11 protein-coding genes are annotated in these 17043 nt (G+C 62.3%); 4 read left to right on the forward strand and 7 right to left on the reverse strand.

Annotated features, from left to right (window positions below; genetic code table 11):
- The first annotated feature begins 103 nt into the window (after window positions 1-103).
- Window positions 104-661, forward strand: coding sequence for a hypothetical protein (locus M2400_RS19920; RefSeq protein WP_259197879.1), 558 nt, complete (start codon window positions 104-106; stop codon window positions 659-661).
- Here M2400_RS19920 and M2400_RS19925 read toward each other — a convergent pair.
- Window positions 658-1152, reverse strand: a complete 495-nt coding sequence (locus M2400_RS19925) for an MgtC/SapB family protein (RefSeq protein ID WP_010171626.1) — start codon at window positions 1150-1152, stop codon at window positions 658-660. The two genes, M2400_RS19920 and M2400_RS19925, sit on opposite strands and share 4 nt — an antisense overlap.
- Window positions 1153-1272: 120 nt before the next feature.
- Between M2400_RS19925 and M2400_RS19930 the strand changes: the two genes are divergently transcribed.
- The 3 genes from M2400_RS19930 to mapR all read left to right on the forward strand — a co-directional run bounded on the left by M2400_RS19930 (window position 1273) and on the right by mapR (window position 4688).
- Window positions 1273-1512 (forward strand): DUF3203 family protein, encoded by a 240-nt coding sequence (locus tag M2400_RS19930; protein WP_177076481.1) that lies wholly within the window; start codon window positions 1273-1275, stop codon window positions 1510-1512.
- A gap of 184 nt (window positions 1513-1696) precedes the next feature.
- Window positions 1697-3112: a cytochrome c oxidase accessory protein CcoG gene (gene ccoG / locus M2400_RS19935; protein WP_177041723.1), complete on the forward strand. Its 1416-nt coding sequence runs from the start codon at window positions 1697-1699 to the stop codon at window positions 3110-3112.
- Between the two features lie 166 nt (window positions 3113-3278).
- Complete coding sequence (gene mapR / locus M2400_RS19940; RefSeq protein WP_177131400.1) at window positions 3279-4688, forward strand: GntR family transcriptional regulator MpaR; 1410 nt, start codon at window positions 3279-3281, stop codon at window positions 4686-4688.
- A gap of 134 nt (window positions 4689-4822) precedes the next feature.
- On the opposite strand, the gene M2400_RS19945 is transcribed toward mapR, so the two are convergent.
- The 6 genes from M2400_RS19945 to M2400_RS19970 form a co-directional block, all read right to left on the reverse strand.
- The gene (locus tag M2400_RS19945) at window positions 4823-5569 is read right to left on the reverse strand and encodes an SDR family oxidoreductase (RefSeq protein WP_177041720.1); all 747 of its coding nucleotides are present in this window, start codon (window positions 5567-5569) and stop codon (window positions 4823-4825) included.
- A gap of 72 nt (window positions 5570-5641) precedes the next feature.
- Window positions 5642-7735: a bifunctional diguanylate cyclase/phosphodiesterase gene (locus M2400_RS19950; RefSeq protein WP_259197873.1), complete on the reverse strand. Its 2094-nt coding sequence runs from the start codon at window positions 7733-7735 to the stop codon at window positions 5642-5644.
- Window positions 7736-7994: 259 nt separating this feature from the next.
- Window positions 7995-9473, reverse strand: a complete 1479-nt coding sequence (locus M2400_RS19955; protein WP_259197871.1) for an efflux transporter outer membrane subunit — start codon at window positions 9471-9473, stop codon at window positions 7995-7997.
- On the reverse strand, window positions 9470-12577 hold the full coding sequence (locus tag M2400_RS19960; protein ID WP_177041714.1) for an efflux RND transporter permease subunit: 3108 nt from the start codon (window positions 12575-12577) through the stop codon (window positions 9470-9472). Before M2400_RS19960 ends, M2400_RS19955 begins: the two co-directional genes overlap by 4 nt.
- Window positions 12574-15675: an MdtB/MuxB family multidrug efflux RND transporter permease subunit gene (locus M2400_RS19965; RefSeq protein WP_177041712.1), complete on the reverse strand. Its 3102-nt coding sequence runs from the start codon at window positions 15673-15675 to the stop codon at window positions 12574-12576. The genes M2400_RS19960 and M2400_RS19965 overlap by 4 nt, the downstream gene beginning before the upstream one ends.
- Entirely contained in the window at window positions 15672-16979 is a 1308-nt protein-coding gene (locus M2400_RS19970) for an MdtA/MuxA family multidrug efflux RND transporter periplasmic adaptor subunit (protein ID WP_177076489.1), read from the reverse strand. The genes M2400_RS19965 and M2400_RS19970 overlap by 4 nt, the downstream gene beginning before the upstream one ends.
- Window positions 16980-17043 lie beyond the last annotated feature (64 nt).

The following is a 17043-nucleotide window of genomic DNA, read 5'->3' on the forward strand; positions in this document are numbered from 1 at the left end:
ATGGCTCTTAGAGTCAGAGCCTATTCGCCCCATAAGACTTGTCTCGGGAAAACGCGCACCCTCGGGATGTAGCGTTTATTTCATCATCCTGCGAGAAAACATCATGTCGACGATCAATACCCAGCCGAGTGCCTACCATCTCTGTCTGCATAATGCGCTGCCCCCGAACTGCCCCCCGACCGGGCACCCCCTTAACGACCTGAAAGCGCTACTGACCAAGGACAACATTGGTCAGCTGTTGCGCAATCCTGACGCTCAACGAAGCGTCAACACCCTGAACAAGCTCCGTGATCTATTGACCCCGGCGAACATCAGCGCCCTGCTGCGTGGTCCCGATGCCCAGGAGAATGCCCGGACGCTAACGGATATCGGCGAGTTGTTGAATAAAGACGCTATCAACCCTGGACTGAGCGCCGCCACGCAAGCCATGGAAAAAGCGATCGATGAGGACACTCAAAAACGAAAAACCGAGATGCTCATTCAAATGGCAACCGACCCCGATGACGACAGCGCGATACTGGAATCCTTGGCAAACTGGCGCCAATCCGCGGCTCAGGCACGTCAAAGGGCTCGACACTCCGGGACGATGGCTAACACCTTGACAGACCTGGGCGCGCGCCTCAGCAAGCACAACATTGATGCCGGGATGGGCTCCAGCTAATCCTTCTCCAGCAACCTGACAATCCTTGGCATCACACTGAACACCATCAGTGCCAGCACCGTACTCAAGACCGCCGTCGACTCACGTCCCATCCCGGCCGCCACGCCAATGGCGGCGGTCATCCAAAGGCCGGCGGCGGTGGTCAGGCCTTTGACGTGCTGGCCCTCCTCGTCTTCCTTGCCCTTGAGGATAGTGCCGGCGCCGAGAAAACCAATGCCCGCAATCACGCCTTGCAACACGCGGCTCATGGCGTCGGCCTGGGAGCCGGACAAATTCGGCACCAATACAAACAGCGCTGCCCCCATGGCCACCAGCATATGGGTGCGCACCCCGGCGGCCTTACCCTTCTGTTCACGTTCAAAACCGAGAATGCCGCCCAGAATGGCCGCAATCAGCAACCGCACGGTGATCTGTGTCAGTTGCCGGGCATCACCGATGTCCGCAAATTCCGCTTGCAGGGTTTGCCAGACTTCATGCCACCAGGCGTCCATGGTCGTGTCCTTTCAAGAGGTCGATACGGGATGGACAACGCCGACCGTCAGTCAGTTGCGCAGAACCATTCAGCCACGGGCAACGCCTAACCCCCAGTACCCCTGGAAAAGGACAGCACCATGCCCGTACGTATCGAAAACCAGACCTGTTACTTCAAGGTCGATGAGCACGGCGACGAAAAAAGCCTGCCTGCCACCGATGTCACTGTGATTACCGACAGCGCCAAGTCCATGTCGGCCGTCGAGTTGAACGGCGAGCGCGTGTACATCACCGAAGCAGAAGCGGACGCATTGACCGTAGCAGGCGCCACCGACGGTCGTAAGCATCTGAAGGCTACTGATGGTGATTCGGTGATTTGATTGACCTGGATCATCCCCGCCTGAAAAGCGCTGCACCCCGTGTGCCACAGGGTGCAGCACATTGTCGCAGGGTCGTACTGGCGGCCCATCTGATCCGCTTTTTATCGCCATACCTGAGTCTGTTATGCAAACAGAGCGCCGGTCATAGTTCATCTGCCTGATGGAGGCTGATGAGCGAAAGACCATGAGCGATAGAATCCCCGTCCGAACCGTAGAAGTGTATGAGCCTGCGCATCCAAAGAAGATGAAGGCCAAATCCAGCGATAACCTGATTCACACCCGCAGTTTCACTGGGCTGTTCCGTACCTTGCGTGTGGCAGGCGCGGGCTTCCTGTTCCTGGCCTTTTTCGGCACCGTGTGGCTGAACTGGGGCGGCAGGCAGGCGGTGTTATGGGACCTGGCTGAAAGCAAATTCCATATCTTTGGTGCAACGTTCTGGCCCCAGGACTTCATCCTGCTCTCGGCCCTGCTGATCATCTGCGCGTTCGGCCTGTTCGCGATCACCGTGTTCGCCGGCCGGGTATGGTGCGGTTATACCTGCCCGCAAAGCTCGTTTACCTGGCTGTTCATGTGGTGCGAAAAGGTCACCGAAGGCGAGCGAAACCAGCGCATCAAGCTGCAAGCCGCGCCCTGGGGCTTGAACAAGCTGGCCAGGCGCTCGGCCAAACACACCCTGTGGCTGGGCATCAGCGTAATGACCGGGCTGACGTTTGTCGGCTACTTCACGCCAATCCGGCCGTTGGCCGAAGAAATGCTGACCTGGCAAATGGGCGGCGTGAGCTTGTTCTGGGTGCTGTTTTTTACCGGTGCCACCTACATCAACGCGGGCTGGTTGCGGGAAGCGGTGTGCATGCACATGTGTCCGTATGCGCGGTTCCAGAGCGTGATGTTCGACAAGGACACCCTGACCATTTCCTACGACGTGGCCCGCGGCGAGCATCGCGGCCCGCGTAAACGTGAGGTGCAACCGGCGGATGTCGGCCTGGGCGACTGCATCGATTGCCAACTGTGCGTCCAGGTATGCCCTACCGGCATCGACATCCGTGACGGCCTGCAAATGGAATGCATCGGCTGCGCGGCGTGTATCGATGCCTGTGATTCGATCATGGACAAAATGGGCTATGCCCGTGGACTGGTCAGCTATACCTCGGAGCATCAGCTGCAAGGTGGCAAGACCCACCTGCTCAGGCCACGGCTGATCGGCTACAGTGCCGTGTTGCTGGTCATGATCGGTGCGCTGGTGGTGGCGCTGGTGGAGCGGCCGATGGTGTCGCTGGACGTGACCAAGGACCGTGGGATGTTTCGCGAGAACAGCGAAGGCCTGATCGAGAACATCTACAGCCTCAAGGTCATCAACAAGACCCAGCAGCGTCAGGATTATCGCCTGGAGCTGGTGGATGGCGACGGCTTCCAGTTGCAGGGCAAGACCGACATCAGCCTGGCACCGGGGGAGATTACCGATGTACCGGTGTCGGTGGCGATGACCGCAGACAAACCGGCCAGCAGTTCCCAGACTATTCGCTTCAAGGTGTCGGATGTGGATGAGCCATGGATTTATAGCGCGGCGGATAGCCGGTTTGTGGCGCCGTTGAATCGTTAAACCCGATATTGAAGATCACGAGGACTCTATGTGGGAGCTGGCTTGCCTGCGATGGCGGTGCATCAGTCACACTTTTTCCAGCTGAAAGACCGCTATCGCAGGCAAGCCAGCTCCCACATTAGATCTGTATTCACTCCAAAAACTGTATCAAGCGCACTGAGCCCCAATGAAACGCTACGAAAAATTCGCCGACGACATCGCAGAACTGATCCGCTCCGGCGTCCTCGGGCCCGGCCAGCGTGTGCCGTCAGTACGTTATGCCAGCCAGACCTACGGCGTCAGCCCGTCCACGGTGTTCCAGGCTTACTACCTGCTGGAACGTCGCGGGCTGATCCGCGCCCGACCGCGTTCCGGTTACTTCGTGAACACCCATGCGCCGAGCCCGTTTTCCGAGCCGGTGGTGAGCGCCCACGTGCATGAGTCCACCGAAGTGGACGTAAGCGAATTGGTGTTCTCGGTGCTCGACTCCATCAAGGACCCGCAAACCGTGCCTTTCGGCTCGGCCTTCCCCAGCCCCACCCTGTTCCCGCTGCAACGCCTGGCCCGCTCCCTGGCCAGTGCCAGCCGGGAAATGGACCCGCGCATGGTGGTTACCGACATGTCGCCGGGCAACCCGCAACTGCGTCGGCAGATCGCCCTGCGCTACATGGTGGGCGGGCTGATGCTGCCCATGGAAGAACTGTTGATCACCAACGGCGCCCTTGAAGCGCTGAACCTGTGCCTGCAAGCCGTGACCGAACCGGGCGACCTGGTGGCCATTGAAGCGCCCGCGTTCTACGCCAGCCTGCAAATTCTCGAGCGCCTGAAACTCAAGGCCGTGGAGATCCCCGTACACCCGCGCGACGGCATCGACCTCAAGGTGCTCGCACAAAGCCTGGAACGCTATCCGATCAAGGCCTGCTGGTGCATGACCAGCTTCCAGAACCCCATGGGCGCAACCATGCCCGAGGCCAGGAAACAGGAACTGGTGGAGTTACTGCGCAGCCATCAGGTGCCGCTGATCGAAGACGACGTGTACGCCGAGTTGTACTACGGCCAACAGGCGCCCAAACCGGCCAAGGCGTTCGACACTGAAGGCCTGGTGATGCATTGCGGCTCTTTCGCCAAGAGCCTGGCCCCCGGCTACCGCATTGGCTGGGTTGCGGCCGGGCGATATGCGCAGAAGATCGAACGGTTGAAGCTGATGACCTCGCTGTGCGCCTCGATGCCGGCCCAGGCGGCGATTGCCGATTACCTGCAACACGGCGGCTACGACCGGCACCTGCGCAAGTTGCGGTATGCGCTGGAGGAGCAACAAAGCGCAATGCTTGCGGCCATCGCCCGCTACTTCCCGGCGCAGACCCGTGTCAGCCAGCCCGCTGGCGGTTACTTCCTGTGGCTGGAGTTGCCGGAGCAGACCGACTCGTTGAAATTGTTCCAGATGGCGCTGGCCCAGGGCATCAGCATTGCGCCGGGGCCGATCTTTTCGCCCACGCAGCGTTTCAGCAACTGCATTCGGTTGAACTACGGCAGCCCGTGGGATGAGTCGTGTGAAAAGGCGATGGAGACGCTGGGGCGGATTGTGCGTTCGTTCTGAGGAGCTGTGTGAAGGCCACTGACGTCATCGCGGGCAAGCCCGGCTCCCACATTGGAATGCATTCTTTCTGACAATGCAGATCAAATGTGGGAGCCGGGCTTGCCCGCGATGAGGCCCGGACAGACGCTACAGCTTTATCGACCGCCCGCCAGGTCAATAAAGGTCCCGGTGGCATAGGACGCCTTGTCCGACAGCAGCCAGATAATCCCTTCCGCAACCTCCTCGGCACGCCCGCCACGGGCCATGGGAATCCCCGGCTCCAGCTTGCTGACCCGATCAGGGTCGCCGCTCAGGGCGTGGAAGTCGGTGAAGATAAAGCCGGGACGCACGCCATTGACCCGGATCCCCTCACCTGCCACTTCCTTGGAAAGCCCGAGGGTGAAGGTGTCGAGGGCACCCTTGGACGCGGCATAATCCACATATTCCCCCGGTGAACCCAGGCGCGCAGCGGCCGACGAAACGTTGACGATGCTGCCGCCCTGCCCGCCATGCTTGGGCGACATGCGCAGCAGCGCGTGCTTGGCACACAGGATGGGGCCCAACACGTTGGTCCGCAGAGTCTTCAGGATGCGGAATTCGGACATCTCATCCACCCGCGACTTGTGCCCCACGGTCCCGGCATTGTTGACCAGCGCCGTCACCCGGCCCAATTCGGTATCGACCCGGTGGAACAGGGCGATCACTTCATCTTCGATACTGACATCGGCCCGCACCGCAATTGCTTGGGCGCCAAGGGCGCGCACTTGCTCAAGTACGCGATGGGCAGCTTCTTCATCGGCCTGGTAGTTGATGCAGATGCGATAGCCCTGGGCAGCGGCCAGCAACGCCGTGGCGGCGCCGATCCCACGACTGCCACCGGTGATGACGACGACTTTGTCCATGTGTAAGGTCTCCTGATTCAACGTGAGCTGATGGATCCAATACTACCCGCGCCCTGCAGGTTTTGCATGGGCTCACGTCGCCGAATGTGCACTCACCACGTGTTCGGCGCGCTGGATATCGGCCATGAACCCCTCGGCCGGCAACGGGTGCCCCAGCAGATAACCTTGCAACGAATCACAGCCCAGGCGCGTGAGGAAGCTTTGCTGGGAGTCGGTCTCGACCCCTTCGGCGACAATACGCAAGCCCAGGGCCTGGCCGAGGGCGACGATGGCCGAGACGATGGCGGCGTCGTCGCTGTCATGCTCCAGGTCGCGCACAAACCCCCGGTCGATTTTCAGCTCGTTGGCCGGCAGGCGCTTGAGGTACATCAGGCTCGAATAACCGGTGCCAAAGTCGTCGATGGACAGGTCGACGCCCATGTCCGAGAGCTTCTGCAACACCGTCATGCTCGCATCGGCATCGCTCATGGCGGTGGTTTCGGTGATTTCCAGGGTCAGGCTGTTGGCCGGCAAGCGGTGGCGCTCCAGGGCATTGGCAACGCTCTTCACCAAGCCGGCATGGCAGAACTGCAACGCCGAAAGATTCACCGCAATGCGCCAGTCGCGATAGCCCTGGGCGTACCACACCTGCATCTGGCGGCAGGCTTCATTGAGCACCCAGTCGCCGATGGGAATGATCAACCCGGTCTTTTCCGCCAGCTCGATAAACTTGTCGGGCAACAACAGGCCCTGCTGCGGGTGCTCCCAGCGCAGCAACGCCTCGGCGCCCACCGGGCGACCGCTGATGGCGTCGAACTTGGGCTGGTAATACAACCGGAACTGCTCGTGCTCCACGGCGTTGCGCAAATCCTGCAGCAGTTGCAGTTGCTTGCGCGCGTTGGTGTTCATGGAGATGTCGAAAAAGCTGTAGCCGTTCTTGCCCATGCCCTTGGCGTGATACATCGCCGCGTCGGCGTTCATCAGCAATTCCTGGGGCGTGCCGCCGTTGCCGGGGAACAGCGCGATGCCGATGCTCGCGGAGATTTTCAGCTCATGCTCGGACACGCGAAAAGCCTGGTTGATCAGGCCCACCTGGCGCTCGGCCAGACGCAACGCATCGTCAGGCTGGCCCAACTGCACCAGCAACACGAACTCGTCACCGCCGATACGGGCCAGGGTGTCATGGCTGCGCAAGTCTTCCCGCAGGCGCAGGCCGACTTGCTGCAACAGCTGGTCGCCCATGTGGTGACCGAACGCGTCGTTCACCGGCTTGAAGCCGTCCAGGTCGATAAACATCAATGCGAAGCAGCCGCCCTCTTCGTTCACCCGCTGTATGGCTTGCTGAATCCGGTCGGCGAGCAAGGTGCGGTTGGGCAAGCCGGTGAGCATGTCGTGCAGGGCCAGGTGGGTGAGTTCCTGGTTGGCCTGGGTCAGGGAATCGGCCAACACCGCAGTGCGGGCTTCCAGGCGGGCGTCCAGCAGAGACGTCAGCAGTGCAATGCTCAGCACCGCCAGGGTGGTCACCAGCACCAGGTTGTCCAGGCCTTTTCCACTCAGGCCGTTCAGGGCCGCGCCGCAAAAACTGCCATCGGCGAACCGCGCGGCGGCCATGCCGGTGTAGTGCATGCCAACGATTGCCACGCCCATCACCATCGCCGCCCCGCCCCGGGCCAAGCGCACGTATGGCGTGTTGCGCCGCAGGTTGAAGGCAATCCACAAAGCCGCCGCCGACGCCCCGACGGCAATCAACAAGGACGCGGTGAACAGCGTGGGGTCGTAGTCGATACCCGGGGTCATGCGCATGGCGGCCATGCCGGTGTAGTGCATGGCGCTGATGCCGGCGCCCATGATCAACGCGCCAAATGCCAGCTGCCACGCCGGCAAGCGCGGCTGGCTCACCAGCCACAAGGCAAAACCACTGGAAAGGATTGCGATCAGCAATGACAGCGCCGTGATGTCGACGTCATAGCCCAGGCTGATGGGCAGGCGAAAGGCGAGCATGCCGATAAAGTGCATCGACCAGATGCCCACGCCCATCGCCAGCGCACCGCCGCCCATCCACAGGTACACCGCGCGGCCCTTGGCCGTGGCAATGCGCCCGGTGAGGTCCAGCGCGGTATATGACGCGAGGATCGCGACAAACAGGGAAATCAGGACAAGGGCGGGGGAATAACTACCGGTGAGCATGGGACTTCTCGTGACCAATGGGCCGAACGGCATCCGTGCCGGGCTGAAAAGTCAGGGATTGTAGCGAGAATAATTCTTGTACACCTGAAATATTGTCGTATAGCCATTACTGGCAATTTGACATCAAACACCTGACTCAATAAACACCAGGATCAACTGTGGGAGCTGGCTTGCCTGCGATGCAGACAACTCGGTTTTTCAGTTACACCGAGGTGATGCCATCGCAGGCAAGCCAGCTCCCACAGGGATTGTGACGTGCTTATTTCTTGTCGCTCAACTGCATCTGCCCGTCCCAACCACCGCCCAATGCGGCGATCAGCTGCACACTGGCCACCAGCCGGGTTTGCAGCAGGGTCAGCACCGTGCGCTCGTTGCTCAGGGCCGTGGCTTGCACGGTGACCACATCGAGATACGCGATCAAACCGGCCTTGTACTGGTTCTGGGTCAGGCGCAGGGATTCCCGGGCGGCATCGAGGGCTTCGTTGCTGACCACCGCCTCGTCTTCCAGGACCTTGAGCTGGACCATGTAGTTTTCCACCTCGCGGAAACCGTCGAGTACGGTCTGGCGGTACTTGGCCACGGTTTCATCGTAGGACGCTTCGGCGCGGTCGACTTCCGCCGAACGCTGGCCGCCGTCAAACAGGGTCATGGCGAGTTTCGGCCCCACCGACCAGAAGCGGTTCGGCAGGCTGATCCAGTCGGCGTAGGTGCTGCTGGAATAGCCACCGGCCAGGCTCAGGGTCAGGTCCGGGTAATAGGCGGTCTTGGCCACGCCGATGTTGGCGTTGGCGGCGATCACCGAGCGCTCGGCCTGGGAGATATCCGGGCGGCGTTCCAGCAGTTGCGACGGCAGGCTCACCGGAATCTGCGGCAGGGCCGGGATGTCCTTGCTCACCGCCAGGTTGAAGTTGGCCGGCGGCACACCGATCAGCACGGCGATCGCGTTTTCCAGCTGCGCGCGCTGCCAGATCAGGTCGATCATGCTGGCCTGGGTGCTTTTCAGCTGGGTCTGGGCCTGGGCGATGGCGTCCTTGCCCGAGACACCGGCGCGGTATTGGTTCTGGGTCATTTGCAGGGAGCGCTGGTAGGTGTCCACCGTGGCTTGCAGCAAACGGGTCTGTTCGTCCATCACCCGCAGTTGCAGGTAATCCTGCACCAGTTCCGACTGCTGGCTCAGACGCATTGCCGCCAGGTCTGCAGCGCTGGCCTCGGCGCTGGCTTCATTGGCTTCCAGGCCGCGCCGCAGTTTGCCCCAGATGTCGGCTTCCCAACTCACGCCCACCTGAGTGTTCAAGGTGTCGCGGATACCGCTGCTGGAGCTGCTCAGGCTGGCGTTACTGCTGCCGGTGCCCTGGCTGGCGCGGGTTTTCCCGGCACTCAGGTCGACGGTCGGGAAGAACGCCCCACGGGCACTGCGCACCTGCGATGCAGCCTGGCGATAACGCGCCTCGGCCTGGGCCACGGTCTGGTTGGAGCTGTTGAGTTTCTCTACCAGTTCATTGAGTTGCTTGTCGCCATACAGCTCCCACCAGGCCCCCCGGGCCAACGAGTCGCTGGGCGCCGCCTGGCGCCAGCCTTCGGCCTCCTTGTACTGGGCAGGCTCGGTCAGCTCGGGGCGCTTGTAATCCGGGCCGACGGCGCAGGCGCTGAGCATCGCGCCGCACAGGGCCAGGCTCAGCAGCCTGGAGCCGCGAGTCATGGCCAGACGTTGCACGGTGGGAAACGTTGGATCGGTCATAGCGCAGTGTCCAGGGCAGCATCGGTACGCACTCCGCGCCAACCGTTGAAACGGTGGCGCAGGCGGTCGAGATAAAGGTAAACCACAGGCGTGGTGTAAAGGGTCAGGATCTGGCTGACCACCAGGCCGCCGATAATCGTCAGGCCCAGGGGCTGGCGCATTTCCGCGCCTTCGGCAGTGCTGAGCAGCAACGGCAAGGCGCCAAGGATCGCCGCCAGGGTGGTCATCAGGATCGGCCGCAACCGCACAAGGCAGGCGGCGCGAATCGATTCCAGCGGGCTCATGCCGTCGTGGCGTTCCAGTTGCAGCGCCAAGTCGATCATCAGGATCGCGTTTTTCTTCACCACCCCGATCAACAGGAACAACCCCAGCAGGGAAATCAGGCTGAACTCGCCTCCCAGCACGTAGATCGACAACAGCGCGCCGACACCTGCCGAGGGCAAGGTCGAGAGGATGGTCAGCGGGTGAATGTAGCTTTCGTAGAGGATCCCCAGCACCAGGTACACCGCCACCAGCGCACCGAGGATCATGAACGGCTGGCCTTTTTGCGTGGCGGCGAAGGCATCGGCGGTGCCGGCCATCTTGGCAATCACTTCCTCCGGCAAGCCGACCTTGGCAACGGCACGCTCGATGGCCGCAGTGCCCTGCTCCACCGTGACACCGGGGGCCATGTCGAACGCGATGTTCTGCGAAGCGAACTGCCCTTCATGCCGCACCGTGTCATCGGCCAGGCTGTTTTCGTAATGCGCGATGGTCGACAACGGGACGCGGGCGCCCGTGGCGGTTATCACCTGCACCTGATTGAGGGTGATCGGGTCCTGGGCATATTTCGGATTGACCTCCATCACCACCTGGTACTGGTTGAGGCTGTCATAGATGGTGGAAATCTGCCGCTGGCTATAGGCGTTGTTCAACACCGCCGTGACCATGCTCATATCAATGCCCAGGCGCTTGGCCTGGTCACGGTCGACCACCAGCGTCACCTGCGCGGCGCCACGGCCTTCACGGGCATCGATGGCAGTCAGTTCCGGCAACCCGCGTAACGCCTCGACCACTTTCGGGTACCACAGGCGCAAGGCCGCCAGGTCACCGCTTTGCAGGATGTAGGAATATTGCGAACTGGACTGGTCGCGGCTGCCGCCAAACTGCAGGTCCTGGTCAGCCATCAGGAACAAGCGCCCGCCCGGTACCAGCGGCACATCCTTGCGCAGCCGCTCGATCACACCCTGGGCAGAAATCTTGCGCTCGCTGATGGGCTTGAGCCGCACCAGCATCACCGCATTATTGGTGCCGTTGTTGCCGCCGATAAAACCGGCCACGCTGAGCACCGCCGGATCCTTGAGCACGGCCTGACGGAAGATCTCCATCTTCGGCTGCATCACGCCAAACGACAGCCCGTCATCGCCGCGCACAAAACCGATCAACTGGCCGGTGTCCTGCTGGGGCATGAAGGTTTTCGGCACCACCACGTACAGCGCCACGTTGACACCGATGGTGATCAACAGGCTGAGCAGGGTCAGGCGCCGATGGCGCAGCACCCAGTCGAGGCTGCGGGCGTAGCCGGCGACCATGCGCGTGTGGGCCTTCTCGCTCCAGCGCTGCAAGCCGGTTTCCTGCCCCGGGACATGAGGCTTGAGCCAACGGGCGCAGAGCATCGGGGTCAGGGTCAGCGACACCACCAGCGAGACCATGATCGCCGCCGCCAGGGTGATGGAAAATTCGCGGAACAGGTTGGTGACGATCCCGCCCATGAACAGGATCGACAGGAACACTGCCACCAGCGACACGTTCATCGACAGCAGGGTGAACCCGACTTCCTGGGCCCCCAGGTACGCCGCCTTCATCGGTGGCACGCCGTCATCGATATGCCGGGAAATGTTCTCCAGCACCACGATGGCATCGTCCACCACCAGGCCGGTGGCAAGGATCAACGCCATCAGCGACAGGTTGTTCAGGGAAAAGCCGAACAGGTACATCACGGCAAAGGTGCCCACCAGGGACACCGGCACCGCCAGGGTAGGAATCAACGAGGCGCGGAAGTTACCGAGGAACAGGTACACCACCAGGATCACCAGCGCCACGGCGATCAGCAGCGTCATCTCGGCTTCATGCAGGGTGGCGGTGATCACGGGCGAACGGTCCATGGCCAGGTTCAGCTTGACGCTGGACGGCAATACCGCCTGCAACGCCGGCAACTGGGCCTTGATCTGCTTGACCGTCTCGATGATGTTGGCGTCGGACTGGCGGTTGATCACCAGCAGCACCGCCGAATCGTTATTGAAGAAGCCGCTGTTGTAGCGGTCCTCCACGCCGTCGCTGATCTTGGCCACGTCGCCCAGGCGCAGGGCTGCGCCGTTCTGGTAGCGAATCAACAGCGGTTCGTAGTCCTTGGCCTTTTCCAACTGGTCGTTGGCCTGGATCTGCCAGTTGCGCTCGCTGTCTTCGAGGGAGCCCTTGGGCCGGCGCACGTTGGCGTTGGCAATGGTGTTGCGCACATCGTCCAGGGCCACGCCATACTGGTCGAGGGCCTTGGGTTCAAGTTCGATCCGCACGGCAGGCAAGGAGCTGCCGCCGATCTGCACTTCACCCACGCCGGGTACCTGGGACAGGCTTTGGGACAGGATGGTCGAGGCGAGGTCGTACAGCTGGCCCTTGGGCAACACGTCCGACGTCAGGGACAACACCATGATCGGCGCCTGGGACGGGTTGACCTTCTTATAGGTGGGCATGCTGCGCATGCCGCTGGGCAACAGGTTGCGCGAAGCGTTGATGGCCGCCTGCACTTCCCGGGCCGCGCCGTTGATGTCGCGGTCGGAGTCGAACGCGAGGATCACCCGCGTCGAACCCTGGCTCGACGAACTGCTCATGGTGGTGATGCCGGCAATGGCGCCGAAGGAGCGCTCCAGCGGCGTCGCCACCGTGGAGGCCATGACCTCGGGGCTGGCCCCGGGCAAGCTGGCGGATACCACGATCACCGGGAAGTTGATCTGCGGCAGCGGCGACACCGGCAACAGGTTGAAGGCCACGCCTCCCAGCAACATGATCGCCAGGCTCAACAGCATGGTCGCTACGGGCCGGCGAATGAAAGGTCCGGACAGGTTCATGACTCAACCGGCTCCAGACGCACCGGCTCTTTGCGCCAGCGACGCCCCAGGCGGTCGAAATACAGATAGATCACCGGGGTGGTGAACAGGGTCAATACCTGGCTCACCAGCAGCCCGCCGACCATCACCAGGCCCAGGGGCTGGCGCAGCTCCGCACCGGAACCGGTGGCGAGCATCAACGGCACGGCACCGAACAGCGCGGCCAGGGTGGTCATCAGGATCGGCCGGAAGCGCAGCAGCGCCGCCTGGTAGATCGCGGTTTGCGGGTCCAGGCCCTGGTTGCGCTCGGCGTCAAGGGCGAAGTCGATCATCATGATCGCGTTCTTCTTCACGATGCCGATCAGCAGGATGATGCCGATGATCGCGATCATGCCCAGGTCGTTGCCACTGAGCAGCAAGGCCAGCAAGGCCCCTACCGCTGCCGACGGCAGGGTCGAGAGAATGGTGATCGGGTGGATGTAGCTCTCGTAGAGCACACCCAGCACGATGTACATGGTCACCACCGCCGCCAGAATCAGCAGCAAGGTGCTCGACAGCGACGCCTCGAACGCCTGGGCCGCGCCCTGGAACTGGGTCTGCACGCCCACCGGCATGCCGATGTCTTTCTGGGTCTGGTTGATCAGTTCCACGCCCTTGCCCAGCGCCACGCCGGGGGCCAGGTTGAACGACATCATCACCGCCGGGAACTGCCCGATATGCGCGATCGCCAACTGGGCCTGGCGCTGTTCCACATGGGCCAGGCTCGACAGCCGTACCTGGCCGCCGTCGGTGGTTTTCACATGGATCTGGTTCAGGGCGGCCGGGCCGAGAGTTTCACCCGACTGGGCCTGCAACACCACGCGGTACTGGCTGGCCTGCGTATAGATCGTGGAAATCTGCCGCTGGCCGAAGGCGTCGTACAGCGCATCGGTGATGGTCGACACCGTCACGCCAAGGCGCGAAGCGGCGTCGCGGTCGATCACCAGGTACACCTGCAGGCCTTTGTCCTGCAGGTCGCTGGCAACGTCGGAGAGTTCCGGCAACTGGCTGAGGGCGTGTACCAGCTTGTCGCTCCACAGGGCCAGCAACTCGGCGTCCGGCGAGGACATGCTGAACTGGTATTGGGTGCGGCTCACACGGTCTTCAATGGTCAGGTCCTGCACCGGCTGCATGAACAGGCGGATACCCACCAGCTTGTCCAGCTGCGGTTGCAGGCGCGTGATGATCTGCGCTGCGCTGAGGTCCCGTTGTCCGTGGGGCTTGAGGTTGATCAGCAGGCGGCCGCTGTTGAGGGTGGCGTTGTCACCGTCCACCCCGATATAGGAGGACAGGCTCTCCACCGCCGGGTCTTCGAGGATGATCTTCGCCAACTCCTGCTGGCGCTGGCTCATGGCCGCAAAGGAAATCGACTGTGGCGCTTCGGAAATGCCCTGGATCACGCCGGTGTCCTGCACCGGGAAGAAGCCCTTGGGCACCGCCAGGTACAGCACCACCGTCAGGCCCAGGGTGGCGATGGCCACCAGCAGGGTCAGCGGCTGGTGCTTGAGCACCCACTGCAACTTGCGCCCGTAGGCTTCGATCAGCCAGTCGATCCAGGCGCCGCTGGCCTTGTAGAAACGGCCCTGTTCCTCTTCCTTGGGTTCACGCTTGAGCAAACGCGCGCACATCATCGGCGTGAGGGTCAGGGACACCACCAGGGAAATCAGGATCGCCACCGCCAGGGTGATGGCGAATTCACGGAACAGGCGCCCCACCACATCGGCCATGAACAGCAACGGGATCAATACCGCGATCAGCGACAGGGTCAGGGAAATCAGGGTGAAGCCGATCTGCTTGGCGCCCTTGAGCGCTGCATTGAGCGGGGTCTCGCCCTCCTCGATATAGCGGGAGATGTTCTCCAGCATCACGATGGCGTCATCCACCACAAAGCCGGTGGCGATGGTCAGGGCCATCAGCGTCAGGTTGTTGATGGAGAAGCCGGCCAGGTACATCACCCCAAAAGTGCCCACCAGGGACAGTGGCACGGCGATGGACGGAATGATGGTCGCGCTGAAACGGCGCAGGAACAGGAACGTCACCATCACCACCAGGGCAATGGCGATCAGCAATTCGTGTTGCACGTCCGTGACCGACGCCCGGATGGTCTGGGTACGGTCGGTGAGCACCGTTACGTCCAGGCCGGCCGGCAGGTTGTCGGTGATGCTCGGCAACAGTGCCTTGATCCGGTCCACCACCTCGATGACGTTGGCCCCGGGCTGGCGCTGGATGTTCAGCAGCACGGCCTGGTTTTCATTGGCCCAGGCGGCGAGGCGTTCGTTCTCCGCGCCATCGACGATCTGCGCCACATCCTTGAGCCGCAACGGCGCGCCGTTGTTGTAGGCCAGGATCAGCTCGGCGTATTCCTTGGGCGAGACCAACTGGTCGTTGGCGTCAAGCATCGAGACCCGCGTGGGGCCGTCGAAGTTACCCTTGGGCTGGTTGACGTTGGAGGCGGCGATCAGGGTGCGCACGTCCGAGAGGTTCAAGCCGTTGGCCGCGAGGGCCTCGGGGTTGACCTTGATCCGCACCGCCTGGCGCTGGCCGCCGGCGATGCTGACCATGCCGACGCCGCTGATCTGCGCGATCTTCTGCGCCATGCGCGTGTCGACCAGGTCATTGAGCTTGGGCAACAGCATGGTCTTGGAGGTGATGGCCAGGGTCAGCACCGGGGTGTCCGCCGGGTTGACCTTGTTGTACACCGGCGGCGCCGGCAAGTCCTTGGGCAACAGGTTGGTGGCGGCGTTGATCGCAGCCTGCACCTGTTGCTCGGCGACATCCATATTGATGTCGAGGTTGAAGCGCAGGGTCAGCACCGAGGCGCCGCCGGAGCTGGTAGACGCCATTTGGGTCAGGCCGGGCATTTGCCCGAACTGGCGCTCCAGGGGCGCCGTCACCGCGCTGGTCATCACGTCCGGGCTGGCGCCGGGGTACAGGGTCATCACCCGGATGGTCGGGTAATCCACCTGGGGCAAGGCCGACACCGGCAACAGGCGGTAGGCGATCACGCCGGCCAAAATAATGGCCAGCATGCTCAGGGTAGTGGCTACCGGGCGAAGGATGAACAGCCGCGAGAGGTTCATGCGCCGCCCTTTTGCGCCTTGCCGGCATCAGCCGGGCCTTGCTGCGTCTTGGCTGCCGGTTGGCCCTGGAGGTGTTCGGTCGGAGTGGTCGGCACCTCGTTGCTGTCGTTGACCACTTCGATTTCACTGCCGTCTTTCAAGCGGTCGGTGCCTTCCAGCACCACACGGTCGCCGGCGGCCAGGCCTTCCTTGATCACGGTGTTGTCGCCGTCGGAATCACCGATCACCAGCGGGCGCACCTTGACCTTCTTGTCGCCATCGAGCACGTAGGCAAAGGTGCCGGTGTTGCCGAATTGGATCGCCGCCGACGGTGCCAGCACCACGTTGTGCAGGGTGTCGGCCAGCAGGTGCACATTCACGAACTGGTTGGGGAACAGCGCCTGGTCCTTGTTATCGAAGCGTGCCTTGAATTTCAGGGTGCCGGTGGTGACGTCGATCTGGTTGTCCAGGCTCTGCAACACGCCGCGGGCCTTGAGGGCCACGTCACCACGGTCCCAGGCTTCCACCGGCAACTTGTTGCCGGCGTGATAACGCGCCAGTACGGTTTCCAGGGTGTTTTCCGGCAACGTGAAGACCACGCTGATGGGCTGGGTCTGGGTGATCACGGCCAGGAAGGTGGTGTCGTTGGCGGCGACGAGGTTGCCCACGTCCACCTGACGCAGGCCGACACGCCCGGTAATCGGGGCGCGGATCTTGGTGAATTCGAGGTTGAGCTTGGCGTCATCCACCGCGCCCAGGTTGGTCTTGACTGTGCCCTGGTACTGCAACACCAGCGCTTCGGCGGTGTCCAGGGTTTGCTTGGCGATACTGTCCTGGGCATACAGGTCGCGATAACGCTGCACGTCGACCTGGGCGTTTTTCAGCTGGGCCTGGTTTTGCAACAACGTGCCCTGGGCCTGGAGCAAGGCATTCTGGTAACTGCGCGGGTCGATTTCCGCCAGCAGGTCACCGGCCTTGACCATCTGCCCTTCTTCAAAGGCGATCTTGACCAGCTCTCCCCCTACCCGGCTGCGCACATTGATGGTGTTCAATGCGGTGACCGTGCCCAACGCCTTGTAGTAAACCGGGAATTCACCCAGCACCGCAGGCGCCACACGTACCGGCACCGGGCCGGTAGCACCACCAAAGCCCGGGCGCATCATGCCCGACTTGCCGGCATGCCCGGCGGGCTTCTTCTCGGCGCTGTCTTTATGGCTGCCGGGCCAGAATTTCCAGCACAGGCCGGCAATAACCAGCAGCACGAGCAGGCCGAACAGCCAGCGACGGGAGTGACGAGGGGTGGATTGCATGGAGTGATCAACCATTGGGCGCGAGAGCTTCTTCTTTGGGAGGCTGAAAGATAAGCACTGGGGCGCGTTAAGAAAAGCG

Source organism: Pseudomonas sp. BIGb0558, from assembly GCF_024807515.1.
Taxonomy (GTDB): domain Bacteria; phylum Pseudomonadota; class Gammaproteobacteria; order Pseudomonadales; family Pseudomonadaceae; genus Aquipseudomonas; species Aquipseudomonas yamanorum_A.